General features: G+C 64.0%; 22 protein-coding genes. 19 read left to right on the forward strand and 3 right to left on the reverse strand.

Annotated features, from left to right (window positions below; all coding sequences use genetic code 11):
* Positions 1 to 147 precede the first annotated feature (147 nt).
* From ABIB95_RS03295 to ABIB95_RS03310, 4 genes are read left to right on the forward strand one after another with little or no spacing between them, the layout of a single operon-like run.
* Positions 148 to 876, forward strand: a complete 729-nt coding sequence (locus tag ABIB95_RS03295) for an outer membrane protein (protein ID WP_354237896.1) — start codon at positions 148 to 150, stop codon at positions 874 to 876.
* A gap of 51 nt (positions 877 to 927) precedes the next feature.
* Entirely contained in the window at positions 928 to 1437 is a 510-nt protein-coding gene (locus ABIB95_RS03300; RefSeq protein ID WP_502917790.1) for a porin, read from the forward strand.
* Positions 1434 to 2249: an outer membrane protein gene (locus tag ABIB95_RS03305; protein WP_354237897.1), complete on the forward strand. Its 816-nt coding sequence runs from the start codon at positions 1434 to 1436 to the stop codon at positions 2247 to 2249. Before ABIB95_RS03300 ends, ABIB95_RS03305 begins: the two co-directional genes overlap by 4 nt.
* Before the next feature lie 31 nt (positions 2250 to 2280).
* Positions 2281 to 2814 carry a porin gene (locus ABIB95_RS03310; protein ID WP_063983914.1) on the forward strand — a complete coding sequence of 178 codons (534 nt, stop codon included), beginning with the start codon at positions 2281 to 2283 and terminating at the stop codon, positions 2812 to 2814.
* 83 nt (positions 2815 to 2897) lie between these two features.
* Here ABIB95_RS03310 and ABIB95_RS03315 read toward each other — a convergent pair whose 3' ends face one another.
* Both ABIB95_RS03315 and ABIB95_RS03320 read right to left on the reverse strand, forming a co-directional pair.
* Positions 2898 to 4016 carry a glycoside hydrolase family 172 protein gene (locus ABIB95_RS03315; RefSeq protein WP_354237898.1) on the reverse strand — a complete coding sequence of 373 codons (1119 nt, stop codon included), beginning with the start codon at positions 4014 to 4016 and terminating at the stop codon, positions 2898 to 2900.
* Between the two features lie 92 nt (positions 4017 to 4108).
* Positions 4109 to 5734 carry a long-chain fatty acid--CoA ligase gene (locus ABIB95_RS03320; RefSeq protein ID WP_354237899.1) on the reverse strand — a complete coding sequence of 542 codons (1626 nt, stop codon included), beginning with the start codon at positions 5732 to 5734 and terminating at the stop codon, positions 4109 to 4111.
* A gap of 163 nt (positions 5735 to 5897) precedes the next feature.
* Between ABIB95_RS03320 and ABIB95_RS03325 the strand changes: the two genes are divergently transcribed.
* From ABIB95_RS03325 to ABIB95_RS03395, 15 genes are all read left to right on the forward strand, one after another.
* Complete coding sequence (locus ABIB95_RS03325) at positions 5898 to 7760, forward strand: flavin-containing monooxygenase (RefSeq protein WP_354237900.1); 1863 nt, start codon at positions 5898 to 5900, stop codon at positions 7758 to 7760.
* Positions 7757 to 8563 (forward strand): shikimate dehydrogenase family protein, encoded by an 807-nt coding sequence (locus ABIB95_RS03330; RefSeq protein ID WP_354237901.1) that lies wholly within the window; start codon positions 7757 to 7759, stop codon positions 8561 to 8563. The genes ABIB95_RS03325 and ABIB95_RS03330 overlap by 4 nt, the downstream gene beginning before the upstream one ends.
* Before the next feature lie 119 nt (positions 8564 to 8682).
* Positions 8683 to 9516 carry a lytic murein transglycosylase gene (locus tag ABIB95_RS03335; RefSeq protein ID WP_354237902.1) on the forward strand — a complete coding sequence of 278 codons (834 nt, stop codon included), beginning with the start codon at positions 8683 to 8685 and terminating at the stop codon, positions 9514 to 9516.
* 105 nt (positions 9517 to 9621) lie between these two features.
* Complete coding sequence (locus tag ABIB95_RS03340; RefSeq protein ID WP_028146622.1) at positions 9622 to 9843, forward strand: hypothetical protein; 222 nt, start codon at positions 9622 to 9624, stop codon at positions 9841 to 9843.
* Positions 9844 to 9855: 12 nt separating this feature from the next.
* Entirely contained in the window at positions 9856 to 10278 is a 423-nt protein-coding gene (locus ABIB95_RS03345) for a hypothetical protein (RefSeq protein WP_063983909.1), read from the forward strand.
* Between the two features lie 387 nt (positions 10279 to 10665).
* Positions 10666 to 11112 carry a MaoC family dehydratase gene (locus ABIB95_RS03350; protein ID WP_014496047.1) on the forward strand — a complete coding sequence of 149 codons (447 nt, stop codon included), beginning with the start codon at positions 10666 to 10668 and terminating at the stop codon, positions 11110 to 11112.
* 100 nt (positions 11113 to 11212) lie between these two features.
* Complete coding sequence (locus ABIB95_RS03355; protein WP_354237903.1) at positions 11213 to 11725, forward strand: hypothetical protein; 513 nt, start codon at positions 11213 to 11215, stop codon at positions 11723 to 11725.
* A gap of 289 nt (positions 11726 to 12014) precedes the next feature.
* Positions 12015 to 13172: a helix-turn-helix transcriptional regulator gene (locus ABIB95_RS03360; RefSeq protein ID WP_354238147.1), complete on the forward strand. Its 1158-nt coding sequence runs from the start codon at positions 12015 to 12017 to the stop codon at positions 13170 to 13172.
* A gap of 228 nt (positions 13173 to 13400) precedes the next feature.
* Positions 13401 to 14375: a helix-turn-helix transcriptional regulator gene (locus ABIB95_RS03365; RefSeq protein WP_354237904.1), complete on the forward strand. Its 975-nt coding sequence runs from the start codon at positions 13401 to 13403 to the stop codon at positions 14373 to 14375.
* 135 nt (positions 14376 to 14510) lie between these two features.
* Positions 14511 to 14759: a DUF6894 family protein gene (locus ABIB95_RS03370; RefSeq protein ID WP_085404769.1), complete on the forward strand. Its 249-nt coding sequence runs from the start codon at positions 14511 to 14513 to the stop codon at positions 14757 to 14759.
* A 55-nt stretch (positions 14760 to 14814) separates the two neighbouring features.
* Positions 14815 to 14961 (forward strand): hypothetical protein, encoded by a 147-nt coding sequence (locus ABIB95_RS03375; RefSeq protein WP_231144601.1) that lies wholly within the window; start codon positions 14815 to 14817, stop codon positions 14959 to 14961.
* A 144-nt stretch (positions 14962 to 15105) separates the two neighbouring features.
* Positions 15106 to 16224: a helix-turn-helix transcriptional regulator gene (locus tag ABIB95_RS03380; RefSeq protein ID WP_354237905.1), complete on the forward strand. Its 1119-nt coding sequence runs from the start codon at positions 15106 to 15108 to the stop codon at positions 16222 to 16224.
* Between the two features lie 108 nt (positions 16225 to 16332).
* The gene (locus tag ABIB95_RS03385; protein WP_354237906.1) at positions 16333 to 17451 is read left to right on the forward strand and encodes a helix-turn-helix transcriptional regulator; all 1119 of its coding nucleotides are present in this window, start codon (positions 16333 to 16335) and stop codon (positions 17449 to 17451) included.
* A gap of 231 nt (positions 17452 to 17682) precedes the next feature.
* Positions 17683 to 17940, forward strand: a complete 258-nt coding sequence (locus tag ABIB95_RS03390; RefSeq protein ID WP_354237907.1) for a hypothetical protein — start codon at positions 17683 to 17685, stop codon at positions 17938 to 17940.
* Positions 17941 to 18133: 193 nt separating this feature from the next.
* Positions 18134 to 18862, forward strand: coding sequence for a sulfite exporter TauE/SafE family protein (locus ABIB95_RS03395; RefSeq protein ID WP_354237908.1), 729 nt, complete (start codon positions 18134 to 18136; stop codon positions 18860 to 18862).
* Here the strand turns inward: ABIB95_RS03395 and ABIB95_RS03400 are convergent.
* Positions 18859 to 22062: an efflux RND transporter permease subunit gene (locus tag ABIB95_RS03400; protein WP_354237909.1), complete on the reverse strand. Its 3204-nt coding sequence runs from the start codon at positions 22060 to 22062 to the stop codon at positions 18859 to 18861. The genes ABIB95_RS03395 and ABIB95_RS03400 overlap by 4 nt on opposite strands.
* Positions 22063 to 22122 lie beyond the last annotated feature (60 nt).

Genomic DNA, 22122 nt, shown 5'->3' on the forward strand with positions numbered 1-22122 from the left:
GTCGATCCGCAAGCTGCGCGGTCGCCGGTTTCGTTCGTTCAAAAGCAAGCAAGGGCTTGATCCAAACGTTGCATCTCAAGACACAATCGAAAATAGATAACTATAAGAAACACACTCTTGAATTCGAAAAAGGAAATGGACATCGACATGCACACGCAATCAGAACGCTCCGTCACTCACCGCATCAGACTCGCCGCCGCCGTTGCAGCGGTGAGCGCGATTATCACTTCACCTGCTTTCGCCGGCGGTCCGCTGCCTGCACCCGTCGTCTCCTGGTCTGGATTCTACGCCGGTGTCCATGGCGGCTGGGGATGGGGGAAGTCGGAGTTTCGCGATCCCCTCAACAGCCCCGCCAACAATCCGTTCTTTGCCTACTACAACGGACCGCTCGCGGGCGGGCAGCTCGGCTACAATTGGCAGCTGGGCAACTATGTCCTTGGTGCCGAGGTCGACGGCTCCTGGTCCTTCGTGAAGGGCAACACCAGCACCTCGCCCCTTCTCACGTCGAGCACCACCAACGGGGTCGGCTACACCGCCCTCGCGACAGCGACGGGCCGTGTCGGCTGCGCATCGGGCCAATGGCTCGCCTATGCCAAGGGCGGTGCCGCCTATGCCCGCATGGAGCTTTCGTCGCGGTTCACCCCGGAGATCACCAACTACAACCGCGAGCTGTTCGGTGCCGTCGGCGGCGTCGGCCTGGAAGTGGCCTTCCTGCGCAACGTCTCCGCCAAGGTCGAATACAACGCGATCTTTCTCCCCACCGAAACGCTGCATTGGGTGAGCCAGGACACGACCTCCGAGATCAAGCATTTCGTCCAGGTGGTGAAGGCCGGCATCAACGTCCGTTTCAACGGCGACGGCGGCCTCCCGCGTTAATTCCCCGGCACATCGAAACAACATTCAACAGAAATCCTCGGAGACAACATCATGTCCACCATGTCCAAGATCGCCGCAGTCGTCACCGCCGGCCTCGGCGCCATGATCGCCGCACCAAGCCACGCCGCCGCTCCAGTCGAGTACGTCAAGGTCTGCTCCTTGTACGGCGCCGGCTTCTTCTACATTCCGGGCACCGACACCTGCACCAACGCCAACCAGATCGCGACGAACCAGTTCGATCTCGCGCGTGCGCAGACCCGCGCTTCGACCGGCACCGCGATGGCCGCGTCGCTCGTCGCGCCGTGGCTTCCGCCCGGCACCAATTACGCGGTCTCGACCCACTGGGCGACCTATGACGGCCAGCACGCCGCGGGCTTCTCGGGCCTGGTGCGGGTCTCCGGCAATTTCGTGTTCTCGGGCGGGTTCTCGCTGGGCCTCGACAAGGGAAGCCTCACGTCCAACACCAACCGGACGCAGACGGAATTCGGCACGGCGATCCCGGCGCAATCGTGGAGTGACGTCCGTGGCCTCGGCCGCGCGGGCTTCATGTACGCCTGGTGAAGCACGCGACGCTCGCTCCGAAAATTCATTCTGACATTTTGAAAGATCATCTCATGACAATCTCTCTCTCGCGATCGGCGCGCCGCTTCCTCTCCTGCGTTGCTGCCGCTACGCCGCTTCTCGCGGCCATGCCGCTCACTGCCACATCCGCGAACGCCGCCGACATGACCGTGAAGGCTCCGGTCGTGGCTCCGGTGCCGCTCTGGAACGGCTTCTACATTGGTGCTCATGGCGGTTATGGCATGGGCAGCAGCCGGCTCGTCGACCCGAGCTTCGCATTCGCGCAAGATCGCTTCACGATGGACACAAAGGGCGCGCTCGCAGGTGCGCAGGTTGGCGCCAACTGGCAGTTCGACAACATCGTGGTCGGTGCCGAGCTCGATCTTTCCTGGGCGTCGATCAAGGGCAATCGTCCGTTCGATCCCGCGAACCCCATCTTGTCCGGGCTTTCAGTGTCGTACCAGGCACTGGCGACGGGTACCGGTCGCATCGGCTACGCGTTTGATAATGTGCTGGCTTACGCCAAAGGCGGCGTTGCATGGGCCAACGTCGCCTACCAGGCCTATGTAGGCACATTTGCTCCGCTCGACGTGAACCACCAGCGGACCGGTTTGACCGGCGGCGTTGGCCTTGAATACGCGCTGACGAGCAATCTCTCGGCGCGACTGGAGTACGACTATCTGTACTTCGGTCCGGCCGCGATCGCGCTGAACACACGGATCAGTACCCAAAACGTCGACCATGACCTGCACCTCGTGAAGCTCGGCGTGAACTACCGCTTCAACGGCGATGCCATCGTTGCTCGTTACTGAGCCGCGTCAACGTCACTGATTGGAGACAAACATGTGGAAGCAAATCAACGCGGCACGAGACGTCTTCCGACGTCACCTGCGCGCTATCCTTGCGACTGCCGCTCTGGTTCTGGCGATCCCGACGCCCGGTCATGCTGCGGTCGAGTACGAAAAGATCTGCTCGGTCTACGGTGCCAACTTCTTCTACATACCGGGTACTGACACCTGCGTGAACGCGGGGCAGACGGTGCAGAGCCAGTTCGATCTTGCACGCCAGATTACCCGTGCAGCGACGGGAACGGCCATGGCGACCTCGCTCGTCAATCCGTTCCTGCCCGACGGGACCAACTATGCGATCTCGACGCACTGGGCCGTCTTCGACGGGCAGCATGCCGCCGGTGTGGTCGGAATGATCAGGATCCAGGGAAACCTGTCACTGACCATGGGCATCGCGTTCGGTCTCGATCGCGGCAGCTTGACGTCCACGTCCAACCGGACCGCGACGGAGTTTGGCGTGGCGCTTCCGGCGCAGTCGTGGAGCGACGTGCGCGCCCTTGGACGGGTGGGGCTCCAGTATTCCTGGTAGCCGGCGCCGAACACGAAGGCGCCGCCCGGACGATCTTCACGACGTCCGGGCGGCGCAAATGCTGGGAGCGCAGGGAAGGGCGGCTAGCCGATTTCGAGATAATCCGGGCCGGGCAATGTCGGGAAGGGCGGGGTCGGCAGCGTCTGGTACCAGAACGCGACCGAGGCGATGTCGTCCTGCAATGGAAGATACTTCGCCTCCTTGACGCCCGGCAGCCAGCCCAGCGCCTGGATCGTCACGCGCAGATCGGAGCGGAAGCGCACGGGATCGGGGATGTGCCAGCGGTACAGGCCGAAGCGTTGCTGCGACTTGTAGACACCATCGGGGCGGATCACCTGCGGCAGGCCGGCATAGGGCGTGGTGAATTCCTGGTAGCGGGATTGTTGCGCCGGACCCTGGCCGGAATGCGCGACATAGGGATCGAAATTATAGGCGCCGCAAAAATAGTCCTCGGTGCCGGTGCCGCAGATGGTCGGGAATGCACCGTCGCCGTCGATGAAGAACTTGATCTCGCCTTCGCCCCACCAGCCGTTGTTGTTGACGCCCCACGCCATATAGGTGCCGACATAATGGCCCGCACCGCTGACGCCATCGAGGATGGTGTAGACCTCCTTGTACGGCAGCGGGTTGGTACGCCGGAATTGCGCATGGAAATAGGCGCAGTCCTCGGGCACCTCAGTGAGCGCATAGTTGATCTGGTAGTAGACGGTGAGCTGCTCCTCGCTGCGGTTCTCCAGCGTGAAGCGCGCGCGCTTGCGGAACGGCATTTCCCAGTAACAGTTGAAGGCGCGACCGGGATTGACGCAGACCGCGAGCGAGGACACCTGCGCGAATTCCTCCCATCCGCAGGCGAAGAAATCGCCGACCGGGCATTCCACGCTTGGCTGTGCCTGGTCGTCCCAGTAAACGCGCAGGATCGAGTGACGAAGGCGCCCGCGCGCCAGCGTCATCCAGATCTGCTGGATCGCGCCCTGGCCCTGAATGTCGCCGAGCGTAAAGGTAGCGCCGGGCTCGATGACGACATAGGGCGAGATCTTCCAGCCCTGGCCGAGATCGCGAGCCTGGCGTGCGGCGGGTCCGTCGACCGACATGCCGCCCTTGCCCTTCTCGCCGGTGAAATTCTCGGGGCTGATCGAGCGCGTCTGCGCATTCGACAGGCGCGACAGATTGCCGAGATGCAGGCCCAATCCGGAAAACGCCATGCTGTCCTCGATCCCTGGAGTTAGCGACACCTCGATATATCGCCGTCGAATCTACCAAAAGATGAAGACCGCGCACGCAGGCTGCGCGTACTTCAGGCGACGCGGTACTCCTTGAACTTCTCGCGCAGCGCGGATTTGAGCACCTTGCCGGTGCCGGTCATCGGAAACTCGTCCAGGAATTCGACGGCGTCGGGCATCCACCAGCTCGCGATCTTCGGGCGCATGTGGTCGAGCAGGGCCTTGCCGTCGACGGTCGCGCCCTTCTTGCGGACGACGAGGAGCAGCGGACGCTCCTGCCATTTCTCGTGGTTGATCGCGACCACCGCGGCCTGAAGCACATCGGGGTGGGACAAGGCGACGTCCTCGAGCTGGATCGAGGAGATCCATTCGCCACCGGACTTGATCACGTCCTTGGAGCGATCGGTCAGCGTGACGTGGCCCTGTGGATCGATTACGGCCATGTCACCGGTGATCAGCCAGCCGTCGCGGTCGAGACCCTCGTCCAGCTTCATGTAGCCGGAGGCAACCCAGGGGCCACGGGCGCGCAAGTGGCCGACGGTCTTGCCGTCGCGCGGCAGCTCGTTGCCGCCGTCGTCGACGATGCGCAAGGATGTGCCGAAGCAGGCGCGGCCCGACACCTGGCGCCGGTCGAATTTCTCCTTGTCGCCGAGATGCTCGGAGCCGGGCCGCAAGCCCGGCATCGAGCAGCCCAGGGCCTCGGTCATGCCCCAGGCCTGGATGTAGTCGATGTCATAGTCGCGCTTGAGCTTCTCGACCATCGCGCGCGGCGGCGCCGAGCCGGACGACAGCGTCGCGCGCAGGGTCGAGAATTTATTGCCGGTGCGACCCAGCCAATCGAGCAGGATCAGCCAAAAGCTCGGCACGCCAGCGGAGAGCGTCACCTTCTCGCCTTCGAGCAGCTCATAGAGCTTGTTGGGCTCATAGTTGCGGCCGGGCAGCACCAGCTTTGATCCCGTGTAAGGTGCGGTGAACGGCATGTTCCAGCCGTTGCCGTGGAAGAGCGGCGCCATCGGCATCATCACCTCGCGCACGCCCTCGGCATGGCCGGGCAGGAAGTCGAAATTGCAGCAGGTCATGGTTTGCAGGATGGCGGCGCGGTGCGAGTAGATCACGCCCTTCGGATTGCCGGTCGTGCCCGACGTGTAGCAGATGGTGGAGGCGGATTTCTCGTCGAACTCCGGCCAGACGAAACCGGCGTCGTTCTCGCTGGCGAGGAGATCCTCATAGCAATGCACGTTCGCAAGCTTCGTCTCCGGCATCCGCTCGCGCGAGGACATCACGACGAAGGCCTCGATCGTCTTCAACTGCGGCGCGATCGCCTCGACCAGCGGGAGCGTGGCGCGGTCGATGAACAGCAGCCGGTCTTCGGCGTGGTTGATGATGTAGACGAGCTGCTCGGGAAACAGCCGCGGATTGATGGTGTGCAGCACATAGCCCATGCCCGGCGCGGCATAGAACATCTCGAAGTGGCGGTGCGTATTCCAGGCCAGGGTGCCGACGCGGTCGCCTTGCTTCATGCCGAGCCGCTTCAGAGCCAGCGCCATGCGCTTGATGCGCGGATGGGCGTCGGCGTAGGTGTAGCGATGGATGTCGCCCTCGATCTCGCGCGCGACGATCTCGGCTTCGCCGTGATAGTCCGCGGCATACTGGATCAGGCCGCTGATCAGGAGCGGCATATCCATCATCAATCCCTGCATGGTCTCCTCCGCAGCCACGTCGTTGCGTGGCATATGTTGTGATTTGCGCGTGAGGTTAGCGGAACGTCACGGGACGTTCACGCAAAAAGCGAGGGACGCGATTGCATGCGTCACTTTTTCGGGGCTAACTGATCCGAAGCAGCGTCCGCCGTGGAGGAAATCGATGTCAGCGGAAAGACACAAGACCGGTGCAGCCGGCGAATCTACGGTCGATATTTCCGCACTCCGTGCGCGCTATCGCGACGAGCGCGACCGCCGCCTGCGCGCGGAGGGCAAGGCGCAATATGTCGAGGTCGCGGGCGATTTCGGCCGCTATCTCGACGATCCCTGGGCCGATCCCGGATTTGCGCGCGCAGCTGTCAGCGAACAGACCGAAGTTCTCATCGTCGGCGGCGGCTTCGGCGGTCTGCTCTGCGGCGCGCGCCTGCGCGAGGCCGGCATCGAGGATTTTCGTATCGTGGAAAAGGCCGCCGATTTCGGCGGCACCTGGTACTGGAATCGTTATCCCGGTGCGGCCTGCGATACCGAGAGCTACATCTATCTGCCGCTGCTGGAAGAGACCGGCTACATGCCGGTGCGTAAATATGCGCGCGCGCCCGAGATCTACGAACACTCCCGCCGCATCGGCCGTCACTTCGGCCTCTACGAGCGCGCGTTGTTTCAGACAATCATCTCGCGGATGGAATGGCAGGAGCAGGAGGGACGCTGGCTGGTCGAGACCGATCGTGGCGATCGCATCCGCGCACGCTTCGTCATCCTGGCCGGGGGCCCGCTGAGCCGTCCGAAGCTGCCGGGTATTCCCGGCATCGAGACCTTTAGGGGACACAGCTTCCACACCAGCCGCTGGGATTATGGCTACACCGGCGGCACGGCCGAAGGCGGTCTCACCGGTCTGGCCGACAAGCGCGTCGGCATCATCGGGACCGGCGCGACCGCTGTGCAATGCGTGCCGCATCTCGGCCGCTCGGCGAAAGAGCTCTACGTCTTCCAGCGCACGCCATCGGCGATCGGCGTGCGCGACGACCGTCCGACGGACGCAAGCTGGGCGCAGAGCCTCGAGCCCGGCTGGCAGCGCGAGCGCATGGACAATTTCACCGCGGTCATCTCCGGCGAGCCGTTCGAACGGGACCTGGTGCAGGACGGCTGGACCGGCCTGCTCGGCGAGATCCTGCTTGCGCCGCGCCGCCAGCCGCAGCCGGTGACCTCGCTCGAAGAGGCGCTGAAGGTCATCGAGCAGGCCGACTACCGCAAGATGGAAGAGATCCGCGCGCGCGTCGATACCGTGGTGAAGGACGAAGCAGCTGCGGCGGCGCTCAAACCCTGGTACAAGGCGTTCTGCAAACGCCCATGCTTCCACGACGAATATCTCGACACCTTCAATCGTCCCAACGTGCATCTGGTCGACACCAAAGGGCAGGGCGTCGAGCGGATCACCGAGAACGCCGTCGTGGTTGACGGCAAGGCCTATGAGCTCGACTGCCTGATCTACGCCAGCGGCTTCGAGGTCGGCACCGATTACGCCCGCCGCATGGGCTTCGAGGTTTACGGCCGTGACGGCGTGAGCCTGTCCGAGCGATGGCGCGATGGCGTCAAGACGCTGCATGGCTTCTACAGCCGCGGCTTCCCGAATTGCTTCCTGATCGTCACGGTGCAGGCCGGTCAGAGCGCCAATTTTCCGCATATCATCGACGAACAGTCGCAGCACATCGCCTATGTCATTGCGGAGGCGCGCAAGCGCAAAGCGCGGACGCTGGAGCCGACGCTCGCTGCCGAGAACGCCTGGGTCGAGGAGGTCGTCAAAGCCGCGCTCGGCCGCCAGACCTATCTGGCCGAGTGCACGCCGGGCTATTACAACAACGAGGGCGCGTTCGATCCGATCGCGGCAAGAAACAGCCAGTACTGGCGCGGGCCGGTGGCGTTCCTGCGGCTGCTCGACAAATGGCGCAAGGAAGGCAATCTGGATGGCTTGGAATTGACTGAGGGGACCGAGGCGGGCGGCTCTCAGGTTCCGGCTTCATCGGCATGATCCCGGCTCTATCAGGCGCGACGCGGCTCTACGTCATCGTCGGCGATCCCATCGCGCAGGTGCGCTCGCCGGCAGGCGTAACGGCCGCCTTCGCCGCGCGCGGCCATGACGGCATTCTCGTGCCGGTTCAGGTCGCGCCAGCGGATTTGCCGGATTTCCTCTCGGTGGCAACGCGGCTGAAGAACCTCGACGGCATCGTCGTGACCATCCCGCACAAATTTGCCTGCTATCAGGCCTGCGCCAGTGCGACCGAGCGCGCACATTTCCTGCGCACCGCGAACCTGATGCGCCGGCGCGCCGACCGCTCATGGCATGGCGACATGGTGGACGGCCTCGGCTTCGTCGGTGCGGCGCGGGCGAAGGGGATCGATCCCCGGGGCATGCGGGCGCTGCTCGTCGGCGCCGGCGGCGCAGGATCGGCGATCGCGCTTGCGCTGGTCGAGGCCGGCGTGAGCGATCTTGCGATTCACGACAGCGCGCCCGAGCGCCGCGACGCACTGATCGGCCGGCTCAACGGGCTCGGCAGAACGCCCGTGCAGGTCGGCACCGGGGATCCCGCGGGCTTCGATTTCGTCGCCAATGCGACACCCGCCGGGATGAAGGAGGGCGATCCGCTGCCGGTCGATGTCGCGCGGCTTGCGCCGACGGCCTATTGCGGCTGCGTCATCACAAAGCCGGAAGTCTCGCCCTTCATCGCTGCGGCCCGCAGGATCGGCTGCGTGACCGGGACCGGTACGGACATGTACGAGCAGCACCAGGGCATCATGGTGGATTTCCTGCTCGGCCGCGACGGGGAAGGCTAGGCGGTCGCCCCGGTGTCAAGGCACAGGTTGCGCCGGATGGGGCTTGAGCGATCAGGGCCGACGTAGGATCATGGGCCGGCGCGAGCCGGTCGCGCACGTTTATGTGAGAGGACCAGGGAATGACCAAGGGCAGGACCGTTGCGACGGCCATGATCGGCGCTGCAGCGGTGCTTCTCTCGCTGGCGCCCATGTCCCTGATATCCATGGCCCACGCCGCCACATGCGGCAGCTCGCCGGCGGGCTTTGAGGCCTGGAAGCGCGAGTTCGGCGCGGAGGCGCAGGGCAAGGGCGTCGGCCAGACCGCGCTCGCGGCGCTGATGCAGACCAATTACGCCGGTGCCACGATTGCGGCCGACCGCGGCCAGCACAGTTTTTCGCTGACGCTCGACCAGTTCCTCGCCAAGCGCGGCGCCACCACCATCGTGGCCAAGGGGCGGCAGCTCAAGCAGTCGCAGGCCGCCTTGTTCGCCTCGATCCAGCAGCGCTACGGCGTCCCGCCCGGGCCGCTGATCGCGATCTGGGGCATGGAGACCGGGTTCGGCAGCCAGCGCGGCAACCAGAACATGCTGTCGTCGATCGCGACCCTTGCCTATGACTGCCGCCGTCCCGAATTTTTTACCGACCAGCTCTATGCCGCCCTCAAGCTGATCGACCGCGGCACGCTGTCGGGGGCGACCCGCGGCTCCATGCACGGCGAGGTCGGCCAGACGCAGTTCATGCCCAAGAACATCCTGGCCTATGGCACTGGCAATCTCGAGGTTGCCGCCAATGCGCTGAACTCGACGGCGAATTTCCTGAAAGCTCATGGCTGGCGCGCAGGAGCCGGTTACCAGCCGGGCGAACCGAATTTTGCCGCTATCGAGGCTTGGAATGCTGCCGGCGTCTATCAGAAGGCAATCGCCCTGATGGGACGGCAGATCGACGAGGGAGGAGGGGCGGCCGCGTTGCGTTGAGGCCGCATGAAGGCTCGGCCGCGCACGAGAAAGTTCTTGCGTTGAGGAACTGACGGCACGAGGTTTGCTTTGATCGGGGGCAGGGCTGGCATGAGGAGACTCAATATGGCTACCCAGATCGTGATGGACCAGACTGGCGACACGCGCCACGAGTTTGATCCTGACAATGCCGAAGCGCTGGCGCGAGCCGAACGGCGCTTTCGTGAGCTGACCGGAGCGGGCTTCACCGCCGCCTATCGTACTGGACCCGGTGAAGTCACCCGCATCAAGTCATTCGATCCGACCGCGCACGAAACGCTGTTCTATCCCCGCCTGGTCGGCGGTTGATCTGAGCTGCTCATGATCGCGGCAATTTGGCTCCGTGCGCCGGCGCGTGCGCGTCTGCATGCGCTGCGCGAGCTCTATCGGCGCTTCTTCGGCGAGAACACGCCGGATGCCCGCGGCCGCCGGCTTTTGGCCGAATGGCTGTCGCCGGCGCAGCGCGCGCAATTCGAGCAGCATCGGTATTTCGATGTCATCGGCTGCGATACCGGCAAAAGGTACCGCATCCACTACGGCACGGCCGCCAATGTCCATGAGATCGACGATGAGGGGCGTGCGGCGATGGGATGGTGCTTCGTCCCGTCAGGCTTTCTCGTGCCCGGCGACGTGATGCTGGCGCAGAAGGTCGCGCTCGAGACCGACGAGAACGCGGCAATCGCGCTCGCCAACCGGTTTCCGCCGGCTACTCACTCGGAGCACTTCTACCGGCGCCCGTTCTAGCGGCCGGAGGGCGTACAGATCAGGAGTGCGTTGTGCGGTAGGCATCCAGCGCATGCGCCGCGAACACAGCGACGCTGCAAAGGGCGAGCACGGCTGAGATCAGCTCGATCATAGCTCATCCTCCCGCAGCGGCTGGGACACGAGATTCTGGCAGCAGGCATAATCCAGGATGAGGTCGAGGAAGAATTGCATGGTGGCCGTCCCTGTATGATTTTGACAACCACTTAACCGGCCATCTGTTTCAGGCGTGTTTCGTCGTTTTGGGAAACGGGTTTCGCGGGGAACCCGGGGCTGGTTTGTGCACCGCAGACCCGCTACATCCCGCGCTGCTTAGTCCTTCAGCCGCGCCTTTCCGGCGGGCGGCAAGTCATATTGCGAGGCAAAATCATGGCGCAGGTCGAGTGGTTCGACGATCTCACCATCGGAATGCGGTTCAAATCCCCCGAGGTGCAAGTCACCGAAGCCGACATCAAGCGCTTTGCAGCCGAGTTCGATCCGCAGCCGATGCATCTCGACCACGAGGCCGCCAAGCAGACCTTGTTCAACGGCCTGGCCGCATCAGGATGGCACACCGCCGCGATCGCCATGAACCTCGCGATCCAGGCCCGCCCGTTCGGCCCGCATCCGCTGATCGGCGCGGGCGTCGACGGTCTGCGCTGGACCATCCCGGTACGGCCCAATGACCGCCTGCATCTGGTCGGCGAGGTCATGAGCCTGACGCCGTCGAAGTCGAAGCCGCAGGGCATCGCGCTGGTGAAATGGACCATGTTCAACCAGAACGGCGAGGAGGTTTACACCTTCACCCCGATCGCCATCATCCCCAGGCGGGTGTAGGGCCGGCGACGTTCAGCATCGGCCGGGATCAGCCTCCTCGAGCCCTTGCGGGCCGCAGGCTGAGGTGGTCATCTCCACGTGGGGAACGCTGGAGGCTGACATGAGACGATTCCTTCTTGCCGCTTTGCTGAGCGCGGGCGCCTTGGGCGCAGCCGTCTCGAGCGCAGGGCCGGCGTTCGCGCAGCAATCCAGGGTCGGCGACTGGACCATCGAGAAGCGCGCGCAGGATACGCATTGCAATGCGAGCCGCGGCTACAAGGACAAGGAAGACGAGAACCGCAACTACGTCATCGTGATCACCTATTCCGAGAAGGCCATCGTGATCGTGATGATCTATGACGGTTGGGAGTGGGACAAGGTCGGCGAGATCCTCCGGGCCGACGTCGGCACCGATGACGCCGACATCATGAAGAAGGCGAAGTGGGAGGTCATGGACAAGACCACCGTGCGCGGCATCTTCGAATACGACCAGTCGATCATGGACCGGCTGTCGAAGGCCAGGCGTCTCTCGCTCGATTTCGAGGACGATGACGAGGACAGCATCGAGATGCAGATCCCGCGCGCCGGCGAGGCGCTGGCCGCGCTGAAGTTCTGCGAGGAGAACCGGAAATAAAGTGCTGCGCCGCGCACAGCGCGCGCGATCGAGCAAGCAGCGCGAGGGCGCGTGACCCACAGCACACAGCCCGTGCGCTGTTCGCTTTTATCCTAGTCTTTGGCGAAAACGTCCAAGCCGCACCCTGCGGTTGACGTTACGCAAGGACGATGTTCGATATTCTAGCATCTCGCTGCACTGCCTTTTCCACGCCGAAGGCGACGATTGACCGCTCCGTCGCCTCTGCCAATGTCCAATGCGCAAGCTCCCTTCGTCACCGGGGCCGCACGCCGATCGCATCGTCGTTCCGATGACGATCCTCCAGGCAAACCGGTTCTCGTCTCTCGTCGGCGAGATCTACGATGCGGCGGTCGAGCCTGCGCTGCGCGGCGGCGCGCTGGAACAGGTTTCACATTTCGTCGGCGGGTGTGCCGCGACCATCCTGTCCCGCGATGCGGCAAGGCTCTCGATCGAGATTCACCAGCATTTTGGCACCGAATCCCGCTTCCGCCAGCTCTACCGCGACAGATATGTCGAGCAGGATCCTCTGCTCGATCGTCATCTCGCTTTTGCGGCCGGGCACGCCATCGGCGTGACCGATATCATGCCGCACGCGGACTTCGTGGCGACGAGCTTCTATCGCGAGTGGGTCGAGCCGCAGGGCGCGATCGACCTCGCGACCGTCGCGCTCGAGAGATCGGACGCGCGTACCACGGTCTTGCAGGTGTTGCGCCACCGATCCCGCGGAACCGTCGACGAGGCGATGCGCGAACGCATGCGGCTGCTCGCACCCCACATCCAGCGTTCCAGGATCATGGGCCGGCAGATCAGGGCGCGCTCGCACACCGTGGACGATCTTGCCGATGTGCTCGACGGCCTGAGCACGGCGATCTGCCTGCTCGATGCGGATGGCCGGGTCGTCCACGCCAACGCGGCGTGCCGGCAGCTGTTCGTCGATGCAAACCTGCTTGCGATGGTCGGCGACCGGATCGTGGTCCGTAACACCCAGGCCGACAAAATATTCCGCGGCCTGTTCGAAGTTGCCGCAGATGGTGAAACTCACCCGGCCGGTCGCCGCCGCATCGGGCTCGCGACGTCGGCGGACGGTCAGCACTATCTCGTCCAAGTCCTTCCATTGAAGCGGGAGCGCAGCCTGCCGAGAGACGTCGCGGCTACGGTGCTTCTCGTACAGAAGGCCGCGATGGTGCCATCGCTCGTGCCCGACGCCATTGCTGCGGCCTTCAGGCTGACGCGGTCCGAATTGCGCGTGCTGATGGCCATCGTCGAGGTCGGCGGCGTTCCCGATATCGCGGCAAAGCTCGGCATTGCCGAGACCACGGTGAAGACGCATCTCGGTCGCCTGTTCGAGAAGACCGGTGCCGGCAGGCAGGCCGACCTCGTGAAGATCGCGGCCGGCTTCACCGCGCCGTTTGTACAGCGAACGAGCCGCGACGACGACACAATGTGATTTATTTGACGGCGCGAGCCGCGCGGCGATGCAATCTCAATCCATTGTGATGAGCAGGATCGTCAGGTCCTCCGAACGTACGACGCGCGTCATTTGATACTTTCGTATATGGCGCCACTTGAATGAGAAGGGCAGCGTGCGCCACGGAACAATGCGCGCCGGCACCGGACGCGGGTGCGGGAGACGACAGCGCGTGAGCGAGCCTGCCTGTCGGTTGGAGAAATTGCAGTGAGCGGCAAGGACGAATTTTCCATTCTCAATGTTTCGACGGACCACATTCCCGAAGACGAGCGTGTACCGCTGCTGCGCGAATTCTATTGCCGCGGCGTGCTCAAGGCGGAGGTCGAGCCAACGGACGAAAAGCCGTTCGCGGCGAGCCTCACATCCCATGGCTTGCCGGACGTCCAGCTGGTGATCGGCGGGCTGGTCGGAGCGCGGGTCATCCGTACCAAGCAACTGGTCGTCGACGGCAACGACAGCCTTGGCCTGATGATCAACCGATCCGGCATCGTCGAAGTATCTGCGCGAGGACGAGATCTGAGGCTTCATCCCGGTGACGCGGTTCTGACGAGCGCGGAGGACGCGACGATCTACGAACGCCTCTCGCTTGGAAATTGTCTGTCGCTGCGCGTGCCGCGGCGGGTGCTGGCGCCCATGATCGTGGACATCGACGACACCGTGATGCGAATCATTCCGGAGCGCGCCACCGGACTTCGCCTGCTGGTCGACTACGCGACGTCTCTGGTGCGCGAGCGCGCGTTCGCGGTGCCCGCATTGCGCCAGCTCGCTGTTGCACATCTCCATGATCTGATGGCGCGTGTTCTCGGCGCGACGGATGAGGTTCACGAGCTGGCCGGGCGCCGAGGCGTCATGGCCGCGCGGCTGCGGAAGGTGAAGTCCTTCATCGTCAACAATTGCTGGCATCAGGACCTCTCGGTCGCGACCGTGGCGCAGGAATTCGGCGTGACCACACGTTATCTCCAGCGGCTGTTCGAAGCCGACGGCAAGACGTTCTCGTCCTTCCTGACCGGGCAGCGCCTCAAACGCGCGCATCGCATGCTGCGCGAGCCTGACTTCGCCGGGCGGCCGGTGAGCTCGATCGCCTACGACGTGGGCTTCGGCGATCTCTCTTATTTCAATCGTTGTTTCCGCCGGGCCTATGGCGCGACGCCCAGCGGCGTCAGGAGCGGCGAAGCGCTGTGACCGCGCGGTGCGCGGCTCGTGCGACCAGGCGAGTGCCTATCGCAGTGCGCCGCATTCGGCCGACTACGTCTTCTGAGCGCGCGGAGTAGAACGATGACGCTGTGTTTCGGACGGCGCCGGCAATTGGAGTTGTGAATGCGCCGCTTCTTCTTTGATCTCCTGGTCGACAATGTCGTGAAGATCGATCCGGGCGGCATGGTCTTCGAGCAGGCCAGGGCCACGTTCGTCGTGGCCGACGAGATGGCGAGGCATCTGTTTGTCTGGCGTGACGATCTGCGCGATCGCGACGCCTGGATTCGCGTCAGGGATGCCGGCGGACGAGAGGTCTATCGCGCCGCGGTCTGGTCAGAAAATGTCGAGAAGGTCGGCTGGGACCAGGCATGACGGTCCCGGCTTCACCTTCCAGGGCGGCAACGCCGACAACAGGTCGCGGCGCCAAATGCTCAACAATGCTGCGGTGGCCGGCTTCGGCTTCGACTACCGCGCCAGCCGCAACGTGTCCGTGTTCGGCGCGGTCGAGGGCATGATGATGTCCGACCGGAGCCGCACCGGCACAGCGAAGGGTGGCGTTCGCGTCGCGTTCTGAGCCGGCATCAGCCCTGGCGGCTTGAACGCGATGCCCGCCGGCCGGGCCCCATCCGCCCGGCCGGCGCCTCCTCCGATCGGAGGACGCCGCATGCTGTGGTTGTAGTATGCTTGGTGATATTGATCACTCAGGCCATTTCAAGCCATGCGCGGACTACGGAAGCTGCCGGAACTGGTCGAGTCCATCTATGACGCAGGGCTCGATCCCTCGCTGTGGAACAACGCCGTTGCCGGCATTCGCGATTTCGTCGGCGGGCAGGCCTGCGGGCTGTTTTCCAAGGATTCGATCAGCAAATTCGGCGTCACCCATTATTATTGCGGCGCCGACCCGCACTATATCCGGCTCTATTCAGAGACCCATTCGAAGTTCGATCCGCTGACGGTGCTGCCGCCGCATGGCGAGATCGTCAGCATCCCCGATCTCGTCAATTTCGATGAGTACCGGAAAGGGCGCTTTTACCAGGAGTGGATGCAGCCGCAGGGTTGCAGCGACGCGGCCAATGTCGTGCTCGAGACATCGCATGCGAGCTGCCCGGTGATGATGACGGTGCTGTCGGGCCGGCGCATGGTGGACCCGGCGATGAAGCATCGGCTCTCGCTGATTGTGCCGCACGCCAGCCGCGCGCTGCTGATCAACCGCGCCATCACCTCGCAACTGACACTGGCGACAGCGCTGGTGGATGTTCTGGACAATCTGGCGTCCGGTATCTTCCTGCTCGATGCCTTTTGCCGGGTGGTGCATGCGAATTCGGCCGGCCACGCCTTGTTTGCCGCCGCCGACGTGGTTCGGTCCGTTGCCGGGCAGCTCGTAACCAGCAGCGCGGAGGCCAATCAGACGCTGCGCGAGGCGCTTGCGACCCGCAGCGAAATTGCCCTGCTTGCCACACGGGGCCATGCGATCCCGCTGCTTTCGCCGAGCGGCGAGCGTTATGTCGCGCATATTCTGCCGCTGTCGTCCGTGCTGCGAAATGGCAGCGAGCGGGTGGCCGATGCCGTCGGCGCGCTGCTCCTGCGCAAGGTGTCGCTTGGCGGGCAGTCCTATGGCGAGCTGATCGCACGGACTTTCGACCTCACGCCGGCCGAGCTGCGCGTGTTCCTGTCGATCGTCGAGATCGGTGCCGTCCCGGAAACGGCGGCAGCGCTCGGTATCGCAGAGACCACGGCGAAGACTCATCTGCATCGGGTGTTCGCCAAGACCGGCGTTTCGCGTCAGGCCGATCTGGTCAAGCTCGCGGCGGGATTCTCCAATCCGCTCGTCAACTGATCGGTCAATCGCTGTCGGGGTTGAACCTTTTGCTCCCACGATAGACTCAATTGTGCCGCCGGGCATGACGAACATTTCGCGATCTCCAAGTCACCATTGGCTGTTCTGATGTCCCGACCTCCCAAACAGTCCGAGTTGATCGAGAATATATATGACGCGGGTCTCCACCCTGAGTTGTGGAGCGATGTCGTCGTCAAGCTCAATGCGTTCATCGGCAGCCAGGCTTGCGGGCTGATTTCGAAGGATCCGGTCAGCAAGTCCGGTGCGACGCATTACTACTGCGGTGTCGATCCGCACTACATCCGGCTCTATGCCGAGACCTATGCCCAGTACGATCCGCTGGCACGGCTGCCTCGCTATGGCGAGGTTCGTAACATCCCCGATCTCGTGAATTTCGACGAATATCGCCGTGGCCGGTTCTATCAGGAATGGCTGCGGCCCCAGGGCTGCGTCGATGTCGCCAGCGTGGTTCTGGAACAGTCGAAGTCGCCGTGTCCGATGCTGATCACCGTGATTCCCGGCAAGGGGATGCTCGATGCGGAGCAGCGGGCGCGGATGCAATTCCTGGTTCCGCATGCGAGCCGGGCGCTGCTGATCAACCGGGCGATCGAGCGGAAGCAGCAGCGGGCGATCGCGCTCGCCGATGTCGTGGATCGGCTGAATGCCGGCGTCATCCTGCTCGATACGGCCTGCAACATCGTCCACAGCAATCCTGCCGCGGACATTTTGCTCGCCGCCGATGATGTCCTGCGGTCTGTCGCGGGCCGGCTGGCGGCACGATCTTCCGCGGCAAATTCGGCGCTGCGCGATATCTTCCGTGACGCAGGCGAGGTTGCCGTCGCGGCGGCCGCCGGGCGAAAGATTCCGCTGATGTCGCATGACGGCTCCTACTACGTCGCGCACGTCATCGCGCTGCCGTCGTTGTTGCGTGAAGGCGCGGCGGAGCGCACGTCGGCGGTCGGCGCCTTGTTGATCTGGAAGGCGGAACTCGACGGCCGCTCATGTGCCGGCCTCATCGACCGCGCGTTCGAGTTGACCCCTGCGGAGCTGAGGGTCATGCAATCGATCGTCGAGGTCGGCGGTGTGCCGGAGACGGCCGTGGCGCTCGGCATCGCGGAGACGACGGTGAAGACGCATCTGCATCGGGTGTTCGCGAAGACCGGCGTCTCGCGTCAGGCCGATCTCGTCAAGCTCGCGGCTGGATTCTCCAATCCGGTTCTGCACTGACGCGCTTTCTGAAGGCGCAGGCGAGTCGCTCCGGCTCGCGATGGGTTCAAACAGCAGCATCATTAGAAAGTTATCGCGGGTCGTTCGATCGAATGACGCGATTCTCCGCGCTCTCTTCTACGAGAACTCACACGTTTTCTTGCTCGACGCGTTCGATCTTCGTGTGAAGCAACTCACAGCAAGCGGAAGTGAACCTCATCAATCTCTCGCACAAGTTGAGAGGAGATTGTCATGCGAAAGGCGTCACCGGCTCCGGCCGGCAAGTTCCGCGACATCGTCGCGCGCATCGGCGCGGCATTCCAGGCGCAGCGCGAGATCGACGCGAAGCGCGCGTTGCGGCGCTACAGCCATCTGCTGGAGCAGTCGCATGAAACGTCGCGTTTGAATGAAATTATTCCCGTCTGCAATGAAGAGGATACTTTTGAAAATGCCAACAGAGTTGATCCGCGCGCGCGCGCGGCCGGCCGCACCACGTTCGAACGCGCGTAACGTCAATGTTGTCGCCGCCGCGCTGACGGCGGCGCTCGTCACGCTTCAACTGGTCGGACTGGCAATGCTGGAGCGTTCGCACGCGCAGCCGGTCTCTCGGCCTCTCCTGAATTCGCACGATGCGGAGCTCTGCACCGGGACTGCCGATGTCCCGGCGACGCAGACACCCTACGACTGAGCCGGAGAACGCATCGTGCCTGATATCACGACCAGCCTTCTCGTGAGCGTCGCCGTGTTCGCCGGCGCCTTCGTCTCGGGGCTCTCGGGCTTCGCGTTCTCGGCCGTGGCCGGCGCGATTCTGCTTCGCGTGTTTCAGCCGCTGGAAGCCGTGCCGCTGATGATGGCGTGCAGCATCGGCGTGCAGGCCACCAATCTATGGGCGCTTCGGCGCAGCATCCGGTGGGAGGGCAGTCTGCTGCTGATCGTCGGCGGATTGATCGGCGTTCCCATCGCGGTGTCGCTGTTGCAGAGCACCGACACGCATCTGCTCCGGCGCGGCTTCGGCATCATCGTCGCGCTCTATGCGGCCTACATGCTGCTGCGGCCGACGCTTGTGACGGCCGGTGAGGCAGTCGGCCGGCCCTGGGTCGCACTGATCGGGTTCGGGGGAGGGCTGGTCGGCGGCCTCACCGCGATGCCCGGCGCGATCCCCACGATCTGGTGCGACATGCGCGGCATGCCCAAGAGCGAGCAGCGCGGCCTGGTGCAGCCGTTCATCGCCGCGATGCAGGTCTTCGCGATCGCGCTGCTGGTCGGGCACCAGGATCTATCGTCGAAGATGTTCGTCGACCTCGCGATCAGCCTGCCGGCGCTGTTCGCCGGCTCAGCACTCGGTGTGATCGCCTTTCACCGGGTCAACGAGACGGTCTTTCGCAAGACCGTGCTCGTTCTGTTGTTGCTCTCGGGGATCTCCCTGATCTAGTGGCCTGCGCCTTCGTGCTTGAGACCCTGGACCGGCGCCGCGCTGGTGTCGCTGCTGTGATGCACCAGCGGCTTGTTGCCGGTGACGGTCCGCAGCAGCACATAGAACACCGGCGTCAGGAACAGGCCGAACACGGTGACGCCGATCATGCCGGAGAACACCGCGACGCCCATCGCGCGCCGCATCTCCGAGCCCGCGCCGGTCGAGAGCACGAGCGGCAAGACGCCCATGATGAACGCCATCGACGTCATCAGGATCGGACGCAGCCGCAAGCGGCTCGCCTCGATCGCGGCCCGGATCGGCGTGCGTCCCGCGAATTCGAGCTCACGCGCGAATTCGACGATCAGGATGGCGTTCTTGGCGGAGAGGCCGACCAGCACGATCAAGCCGATCTGGGTGAAGACGTTGTTGTCGCCCTTCGAGATCCAGACGCCGAACATCGCTGCCAACAGCCCCATCGGCACGATCATGATGATCGAGAGCGGCAGGGTCAGGCTCTCGTAGAGCGCCGCCAGCACCAGGAACACCAGCAGGATCGCCAGCGGAAACACCCAGAGACCGGAATTGCCGGCGATGAACTCCTGATAGGTCAGGTCGGTCCATTCGAAGGCAAAGCCCGGCGGCAGCGTCTCCGCCGCGATCCGAGTCGCGACCTCCTGCGCCTGGCCCGATGAGAAGCCGGGAGCAGCCGCCGCGTTGATGTCGGACGACAGGAAGCCGTTGTAGCGGATCGCACGCTCAGGTCCGGCGCTCTGGCGGATCGTCAGCAGCGCCGACAGCGGCACCATGTCGCCGGAGGACGAGCGCACCTTCAACTGCCTGATGTCGTCGGCGCGGGCGCGGAACGGCGCGTCGGCCTGGACATAGACGGAGTAGGTGCGACCAAACTTGTTGAAGTCGTTGACGTAGTAGGAACCGAGATAGATCTGCAGCGTGTTGAACACCTCCGTCACGGGCACGCCCAACTGAAGCGCCTTGGTGCGGTCGATGTCGGCGAAGAGCTGGGGCACGTTGACCTGGAAGCTCGAGAACACGCCGGCAATCTCCGGCGCCTTCTGCATCGCCGCCATGAACGCTTTCGTCGCCTCGTTCAGCGCTTCATAGCCGAGACCGGCACGGTCCTCGATCTGCAGCTTGAAGCCGCCGATGGTGCCGAGGCCGTTGACCGGCGGCGGCGGGAACATGGCGATGAAGGCTTCCTGGATGCCGGAATATTTCTTGTTGAGGTCGGCCGCGATGGCGTTCCCACTCAGGGCCGGACCCTTGCGCTCGTCGAACGGTTTCAGCGTCGAGAACACGATGCCGGCATTGGACGAGTTGGTGAAGCCGGCGATCGACAGACCCGGAAACGCGACCGAGCTCTCGACACCGGGCTGGGTCAGCGCGATGTCGCTCATCTTGCGGATCACCTCTTCGGTCCGATCGAGCGCCGCACCATCGGGCAGTCGTGAGAAGCCGACGAGATATTGCTTGTCCTGACCCGGCACGAAGCCACTCGGCACCTGCTGGAACAGGAAAGCGGTCACGCCGACCAGGACCACGTAGAGGCCCATCACCGCGGCCTTGCCCGAGATCACCTTGGTGACGGTGCCGCTGTAATTGTCCGAAGAGCGCGTAAATGCCTTGTTGAAGCCGCGGAAGAACCAGCCGAGGCTCTTTTCCATGATGATCGTCAGCCGGTCCTTCGGCTCGTTATGGCCCTTGAGCAGCAGCGCCGACAGCGCCGGCGACAGCGTCAGCGAGTTCACGGCCGAGATCACGGTCGAGATCGCGATGGTCAGCGCGAACTGCTTGTAGAACTGCCCGGTGAGGCCGGAGATGAAGGCCAGCGGCACGAACACCGCGATCAGCACCATCGCGATCGCGATGATCGGGCCGGAGACCTCGCGCATCGCCTGGTAGGTGGCGTCGCGCGGCGAGAGGCCACCCTCGATGTTGCGCTCGACGTTCTCGACCACGACGATGGCGTCGTCGACGACGATGCCGATCGCAAGCACGAGGCCGAACAGGCTGAGCGCGTTGATGGAGAAGCCGAACAGATGCATCACCGCAAAGGTGCCGACGATGGACACCGGCACTGCCAGCAGTGGAATGATGGAAGCGCGCCAGGTCTGCAGGAAAAGGATCACGACCAGCACCACCAGCGCGATCGCCTCCAGCAGGGTGTGAATGACGGCCTCGATCGAGGAGCGCACGAACTGGGTGGGATCGTAGACGATCTGGTAGGACACGCCCTCCGGCATGTTCTTCTTGATCTCGGCCATGGTGGCGCGGACGTGGTCGGAAATCTCCAGCGCGTTGGAGCCCGGCGCCTGGAAGATCGGGATCGCCACGGCCTGCTTGTTGTCGAGCAGCGAGCGCAGGCCGTATTCGGAGGCACCGAGCTCGATGCGCGCGACGTCGCGTAGCCGCACCACTTCACCGCGCGTGCCGGTCTTGACCACGATGTCGCCGAACTGCTCCTCGTTCGCAAGCCGTCCTTCCGCATTGACGGACATTTGCAGGTCGATACCCCTGACGTTCGGCGACGAGCCGACGACGCCGGCGGCGGCTTCGACGTTCTGTGCCTGGATCGACTTGACGATGTCACTTGCGGTCAGGCCATGCTCGGCCGCCTTCTGCGGATCGACCCAGACCCGCATCGAATAATCGCCGGCGCCGTAGAGCTGGACGTCGCCGACACCGTCGATACGCGCCAGCCGGTCCTTGACGTTGAGCACGGCATAGTTGCGCAAATACGTCATGTCGTAGCGGTTGTTCGGCGACAGCAGATGCACGACCATGGTGAGGTCGGGGGACGATTTCTTGGTGATGATACCGAGCTGGCGCACCACGGCCGGCAGGCGCGGCTCGGCCTGCTGCACGCGGTTCTGCACCAGCTGTGTCGCCTTGTCGGGGTCGGTGCCGAGCCGGAACGTCACCGTCAGCGTCATGGCGCCGTCAGTGGTCGCCTGGCTCGACATGTAGAGCATGCCTTCGACGCCGTTGATCTGCTCCTCGATCGGGGTCGCCACCGTCTCGGCGATCACCTTGGGGTTGGCGCCGGGATAGGTCGCGCGCACCAGCACCGAGGGCGGCACCACGTCCGGATATTCGGAGATCGGCATCGCGAACAGCGAGATCAGGCCTGCGAGGAAGATCAGGACGGACAGCACGCCGGCGAAGATCGGACGGTCGATAAAGAACTTTGAGAGATTCATGGCCTTGCCCCTGCAAGAGAGACAGCTCTCCCGTTACCGGGACGCGGGAAATACCCGCGA

The organism is Bradyrhizobium sp. LA2.1, assembly GCF_040547725.1.
Classification (GTDB): domain Bacteria; phylum Pseudomonadota; class Alphaproteobacteria; order Rhizobiales; family Xanthobacteraceae; genus Bradyrhizobium; species Bradyrhizobium barranii.